5 protein-coding genes are annotated in these 6,223 nt (G+C 68.1%); all 5 read right to left on the bottom strand.

The annotated features are described in order from the left end of the window. Positions 1-72: 72 nt before the first annotated feature. The gene (locus HC022_RS17030) at positions 73-2,862 is read right to left on the bottom strand and encodes a bifunctional aconitate hydratase 2/2-methylisocitrate dehydratase (protein WP_167453224.1); all 2,790 of its coding nucleotides are present in this window, start codon (positions 2,860-2,862) and stop codon (positions 73-75) included. Positions 2,863-3,117: 255 nt separating this feature from the next. Further along, positions 3,118-3,765, bottom strand: coding sequence for a 2-dehydro-3-deoxy-6-phosphogalactonate aldolase (locus HC022_RS17025; protein ID WP_167453223.1), 648 nt, complete (start codon positions 3,763-3,765; stop codon positions 3,118-3,120). Next, positions 3,758-4,732, bottom strand: coding sequence for a 2-dehydro-3-deoxygalactonokinase (locus HC022_RS17020; protein ID WP_167453222.1), 975 nt, complete (start codon positions 4,730-4,732; stop codon positions 3,758-3,760). Before HC022_RS17020 ends, HC022_RS17025 begins: the two co-directional genes overlap by 8 nt. Continuing rightward, complete coding sequence (locus HC022_RS17015; protein WP_167453221.1) at positions 4,722-5,519, bottom strand: IclR family transcriptional regulator; 798 nt, start codon at positions 5,517-5,519, stop codon at positions 4,722-4,724. Before HC022_RS17015 ends, HC022_RS17020 begins: the two co-directional genes overlap by 11 nt. Before the next feature lie 110 nt (positions 5,520-5,629). Beyond that, positions 5,630-6,223, bottom strand: a 594-nt coding sequence (locus HC022_RS17010) for a substrate-binding domain-containing protein (protein ID WP_167453220.1), incomplete at its 5' end; no start/stop codon positions are given.

Below are 6,223 nucleotides of genomic sequence, written 5' to 3'. Positions count from 1 at the left end.
CGCGTCCGGCACGCAAAAGGGCGGCGCCATCGCTGGCGCCGCCCTTGCTGTCTGAAAGACCGTCCGGTCGGATCAGAAGTGAGCCGAGCGGGTGGTCTCCGGCGCCTGCAGCGGCGGCGCGAACTTGGTCAGGTCGATGCCTTCCACCGCGGCCTTGTATTCGTCGGTGCTGGGCGTCCGGCCGAGGACGGCCGAGAGCACCACGACCGGGGTCGAGGCGAGCAGCGATTCCCCCTTCTTCTCGGAGCTGTCTTCCACGACGCGGCCCTGGAACAGGCGGGTCGAGGGCGCCAGAACGGGGGCGCCCCCCGCGGCCTTTTCCTGGTTGCCCATGCAGAGGTTGCAGCCCGGACGCTCGAGATACAGGATGTTCTCGTACTCGGTGCGGTTCTGGGTCTTGGGGAACAGGTCGTCGAACTCGAAGCCCGAGTACTTCTGCAGGATCTCCCAGTCGCCCTCTGCCTTGAGCTCGTCGATGATGTTGTAGGTCGGCGCGGCCACCACGAGGGGCGCCTTGAACTCGACCTTGCCGTTGACTTTCTCAAGGTTCTTGAGCATTTGGGCGACGATCTTCACGTCTCCCTTGTGCACCATGCAGGAGCCGACGAAGCCAAGGTCCACCTTCTTCTCGCCGCGATAGTAGGACACGGGGCGGATGGTGTCGTGGGTGTAACGACGCGACGGATCGGCGTTGTTGACGTCGGGATCCGCGATCATCGGCTCGTCGATAAGATCAAGATCCACAACCACTTCCGCGAAATACTTCGCGTTGTCGTCCGGCTTCAGTGCGGGCTTCTCGCCCGAACGGATCTCGGCGATGCGCTTGTCGGCCTTGGCGATGAGACCGGCGAGCGTGCCTGACTCGTTCTCCATGCCCTTGTCGATCATCACCTGGATGCGGTGCTTGGCGAGCTCCAGCGAGCCGATCAGGGTCTCGTCGTTGGAGATGCAGATCGAGGCCTTGGCCTTCATCTCCGCGGTCCAGTCGGTGAAGGTGAAGGCCTGGTCCGCGAGCAGCGTACCGATGTGTACTTCGATGATGCGGCCTTGGAACACGTTGTCGCCGTGCTGTTCCAGCATCTGTTTCTGCGTTGCGTGAACAACATCGCGGAAGTCCATGTAATCCTTCATTTGTCCTTTGAAGGTCACCTTCACGGACTCGGGGATCGGCATGGTGGCTTCACCGGTCGCCAGCGCCAGCGCCACGGTGCCGGAGTCGGCGCCGAAGGCCACGCCCTTGGACATGCGGGTGTGGCTGTCGCCGCCCACGATGATGTCCCAGTCGCTGACGGTGATGTCGTTGAGCACCTTGTGGATCACGTCGGTCATCGAGTGATAGACGTGCTTGGGGTCACGGGCGGTGATCAGGCCGAAGTTGTACATGAACGACATCAGCTTGGGGATGTTGGCCTGGGCCTTCTTGTCCCACACCGACGCGGTGTGACAGCCAGACTGGTAGGCGCCGTCGACGCTGGGAGAGATGACCGTGGCGGCCATGGCTTCCAGCTCCTGCGCGGTCATCAGGCCGGTGGTGTCCTGCGAGCCCACGATGTTGACCTGCACGCGCACGTCGGATCCGGCGTGCAGCACCTTGCCGGGCGTGGTGCCGCGGGCGTTGGCGTTGAAGATCTTCTCGACCGCGGTCAGGCCCTGGCCCTCGTGCGAGACTTCCTTCGACGGTGCGAAGACCGCGGGCGGGGTGACGCCCAGCGTCTCGGCCGCGAAGGTCTGCAGCATCTTGCCGAAGACCACGGCGTAGGAGCCGCCGGCCTTCATGAACTCGACCTTGGCGGGGGTGAAGGCGCCCGACACGTCGGTCAGCTCTTCGCCGTCCTCGCTCAGCAGCGTCTTGGACTTGGTGTTGATCTTCAGCACGGTGCCGGTGGCGACCGAGTACTTCTGATCGAGGATCGGGTTGCCCTCGTTGTTGAGGATCGGCTTGCCGTTCTCGTCAAGCTTCTTGACCCAGTTCTTCAGGTCGAGCCCGATGCCGCCGGTGACGCCCACCGTGGTCAGGAAGATCGGCGAGATGCCGTTGGTGCCTGCGACGATCGGGGCAATGTTCACGAAGGGAACGTAGGGGCTGGCCTGCTTGCCGGTCCAGAGCGCCACGTTGTTCACGCCGGACATCCGCGACGAGCCCACGCCCATCGTGCCCTTCTCGGCGATCAGCATCACGCGCTTGCCCGGGTGCTGCAGTTTCAGCGCCTCGATTTCCTTCTGCGCGGCTTCCGAGATCATGCACTTGCCGTGCAGCTCGCGGTCCGAGCGCGAGTGCGCCTGGTTGCCGGGCGACAGAAGGTCGGTCGAGATGTCGCCTTCTGCGGCGATGTAGGTCACCACCTCGATCTCGTCGTCGACCTCGGGAAGCTTGGTGAAGAACTCGGCCTTCGCGTAGCTCTCGAGGATGTCCTTGGCGATGGCGTTGCCGGCCTTGTAGGCAGCGGCGAGTCGGCCGGTGTCGGCCTCGTAGAGAAAGACCTGGGTCTTCAGGACCTCGGCCGCCTGCGTCGCGGTCTCGGCGTCGTCGCCGAGCGCGAGGTCGATCAGCACCTCGACCGAGGGGCCGCCCTTCATGTGCGACAGCAGCTCGAAGGCGAAGTCGGGGGTAATCTCTTCCACCACCGCGTCGCCGAGAATGATCTTCTTGAGGAAGGCCGCCTTCACGCCCGCGGCGCTCGTGGTGCCGGGCAGGGTGTTGTAAATGAAGAACTTCAGCGAGTCTTCGCGATGCTCGTTACCGGCTTCCTCGATCTGGGCGATCAGCTCCTCCACCAGCGCGCCATCGTCGATGGGCTTGGGGTGCAGACCGTCCGCCTTGCGCGTCTCGATTTCAGTTAGGTAGTCCGTGTACAAGCTCATGACGATCCCTACGATTCAAGGTTGGAGGAAACTTGAACACCGCTGCGCAGCCACGTCACGCGGGCGGCCTCAAGCTTTCAGTATGCGGATGTATACCAAGCTCCATCGAGGAGCAAGAGGCTCTCGCAGGGGAAAGCGCGCAGCGCGTCGCGTGAGCAGAGTCCTCGGGTGCTCACGCGTTGGTTGCAGGTCTTTTGCCCGGAATTTTTCCGGGTCCGACGCCCCAGGGGGCGCCGGAGCGGCCGTCGGGAAGGTTCAGCCCGCGAAGACGGCCCAGGCGGCGGCGAACTCGCGGGCCTTGGCGGCCACGGTCGCGGCGCCGTCGCCGGGCTTGTAGAGCGCGCTGCCAAGGCCGAAGCCCGCGACGCCCGCCGGCTTGAAGGGCTCCATGGTGGCGGGCGAGATGCCGCCCACGGGGAAAAGCCGGGTGCCCGCGGGCAGGATGGTGCGGATCGCCTTGATCGCGACCGGGCCCACGAGCTCGGCCGGGAAGATCTTGAGCGCCGCGGCACCGGCGTTGAGCGCGGCATAGGCCTCGGTCGGGGTGGCGATGCCGGGGATGCAGATCATGCCCTTGGCCACGGCCTGGCCGATCACCGCCACGTCGGCGTGCGGCATCACCACGAGATCGGCGCCGATCGCGTTGAGCCGGTCGACGTCGGCGATGGTGGTGACTGTGCCCGCGCCCACCAGCGCATCGGCGGGCAGCGCCTTGCGCACCGCCGCGATGCTGTCGAAGGGCTGCGGCGAGTTCAGCGGGATCTCGATCAGGCGGAAGCCCTCGTCATAGAGCGTCTGTGTGATCTCCACCGCCTCTTCGGGGCGCAGGCCCCGCAGGATGGCGACGAGAGGAAGCGCGCTGCAGGCGGCGTCGAGGCGGGTGAGGCGGTCGGTGTCAGTCATCGGAATTCCCGGGTTCTGGGGTAAGCAGGCCCGCGTCGCAGGCCAGACGGAAGAGGCCCGCGGGGGCCGGGTTGTCGATCGTCGCGGCGGCGCCGCGGCCGGAAAGCTGGCGCAGCGCGGTGTCGTAGCGGGTGCAGAGCGCGCCGCTGCCCACCAGCAGCACCGGCCGGTCGCCCTGCGCGGCAAGGCCCGAGACGATCTCGGAGCCAATGAGCAGGCCCGAGAGGTAGTCGGCCAGCACGCCGCCGGGCAGGCGTTTGGTAAGCCCCAGCGTCCGGGTCCCGAAAAGCTGCCGGGTGAGATCGCCCGGTCCCGCGGTCGAGGCCTGCGCCACGCCCTGCGCAAAGGCCTCGGCATGGGCGTCTTCGGTCAGGGCCTCGTCGCTCATCAGCCGCCCGAGGATCGAATGGGCGCGCAGCACGGCGAAGAGCTCGCCGGTCATGTAGGTGGCAAAGCCGGTGACGACGCCGTCCGCGACCTCGGCCCATTTCGAATGGGTGCCGGGCAGCACCAGCGTCGCCGCCTGCTGCCAGTCGGGATTGCCGGCGATGGCCCCGGCGATCTGGATCTCCTCGCCGCGCATCACGTCGGGGGTGCCGCCCTCGGGCTCGAAGACCAGCCCGGGCGCGATCAGCACCTCCTGGCCGCCGGAGGTGGCGACGCGGGTGGCGGCGCCGGGCAGGTCGGTGAGCGCTGCCGGGCAGGGCAGGTAGGGTACCTCGGTCCAACCCTGCGCGCTGCCCACCATGCCGCCCGCCACCACCGGCACCCGGCTCGCCGCCAGCCAGTCGCCGCAGATCGCTGCAAAGGCCGCCTCGAAGCCCGGCACGCCCGGTTCGGGCAGGTGCTGGATGCCGTGGGCCGAGGCGCGGGTGTCGAGCACCCTGCCGCTGGCCGACATCAGGAAGGCGCGCAGGCTCGAGGTGCCCCAGTCGAGCGCCACGAGCGCGGGTGGGTCATCTGTCATCGTCGGGCCTCCAGCCCAGCTCTCGGGAAATCTCATCGGCATGGGCGATCACCAGCGGGGCGAGCCGCGCCATGCGCTCGTCGGGAAGGAAGGGGGTGGCGGAGGCCACGCTGAGCCCTGCCACGATGCGGCCCTCAATGTCGCGCACCGGCGCGCCGACGCAGCGGATGCCGCGCTCGTTCTCCTCGAGGTCAAGACTGTGGCCGCGCGCCCGGGTCTCGGCCATGTCGTCGCGGAAGACCTCCCACGGCCGTGGCGGCACCCGGCCCGCAAGCGCCGCCTGCGCAGGTGCGCTGCGGTCGTAGAGGGCGCGCAGCTCGGGGTCGGGGGTGTCGCAGAGCAGGGACTTGCCGAGCCCGGTGAAGGCGAGCGGCATGCGCTGGCCGGGCCGCGAGCGCATCTCGAGCCCGCGCGTGCCGTCGATCTTGTCGAGGTAGAGCACCTCGTCCCCGTCCGGTACGCCCAGATGCACGGTGTCGCCAGTCGCCGCGGCGAGGCGTTGTAGCACTGGTGCTGCCAGCGCCAGCACCGGTTGCTGCGCGCGGGCGCGGGCGCCGAGGTGGATCAGCTCGGGGCCAAGCACGTAGCCCTTGCCGGGAATGCGGTAGAGGCAGCCTTCGGCCACGAGGCTGGCGAGCAGCCGTTGCGCCGTGCTGCGCGGCACGTCGAGCGCCGCGGCGATGCCCGAGGCGCTGCTGGTCCCTTCTCCCACGAGCCGCAGCACCGAAAGCCCGCGGCTCAGCGTCTGGGTGCCGCGCGGCCCGTCGCCGGTGGTGTCCTTCGCCATGTCCGGATGCTCCGCCTGCGCCGGACTACCGTCGCCCGACACCTTGGCGCATAGTAGCGGCGCGGGGACGTGTCAATTGTTGAGATGGTCGTCCATATAGTGAGACAAGATCAGCGGCGCGAGGTGGACTCCCGGATCATCATCTCGAAGCCGAGGTCCACGCGGCGCTCGGTCACCGAGCCGGGGTTGTCGATTTCGGCCAGCAGCATGGCGATGGCGCGGCTGCCGATCTCGCGGCGCGGCGTGGCGACGGCGGTGAGCGCAGGCACCATGTGGCGGGCCATCTCGATGTCGTTGTAGCTGCAGATGCCGAGCTGCCCGGGCACGGCGATGTGGCGCCGCAGCGCCTCCATCAGCGCGCCGACGGCGAGGTCGTCGTTGTTGCACATCACCGCGTCGGTATCGGGCGCCTGGCTCAGCAGCTGCTCGAGCAGGTGCCCGCCCATGCCCACCGAGGAGGGCTGCGGCGTGGTGATGATGCGCCGGTCGTCGAGCATGCCCGCGCTCCCGGCGAACTCGCGGAAGGCGGCCAGCCGCCGTTGCGCGCGCGGGTCCATGCGGGCGCTGAGGAAGCCCGGCCGCCTGTAGCCGCAGTCCTGCAGGTGCTGCGCGCCGGCGCGCACCGCCGCGAGCTGGTCGAAGCCCACGCTCATGTCCACCGCGCCCTCGGCGATCTCCATGATCTGGACCACGGGGCAGGGGGC

This window comes from Salipiger sp. HF18, assembly GCF_011806505.1.
Lineage (GTDB): Bacteria > Pseudomonadota > Alphaproteobacteria > Rhodobacterales > Rhodobacteraceae > Salipiger > Salipiger thiooxidans.
Note: the sequence above shows the minus strand (reverse complement) of the source record. Positions and strands in the feature narration are given on the sequence as shown.

Excerpts from the sequence above, each read along its gene's own strand:
- HC022_RS17030 (WP_167453224.1), bottom strand. The coding sequence starts at position 2,862 with ATGAGCTTGTACACGGACTACCTAACTGAAATCGAGACGCGCAAGGCG.
- HC022_RS17025 (WP_167453223.1), bottom strand. The coding sequence starts at position 3,765 with ATGACTGACACCGACCGCCTCACCCGCCTCGACGCCGCCTGCAGCGCG.
- HC022_RS17020 (WP_167453222.1), bottom strand. The coding sequence starts at position 4,732 with ATGACAGATGACCCACCCGCGCTCGTGGCGCTCGACTGGGGCACCTCG.
- HC022_RS17015 (WP_167453221.1), bottom strand. The coding sequence starts at position 5,519 with ATGGCGAAGGACACCACCGGCGACGGGCCGCGCGGCACCCAGACGCTG.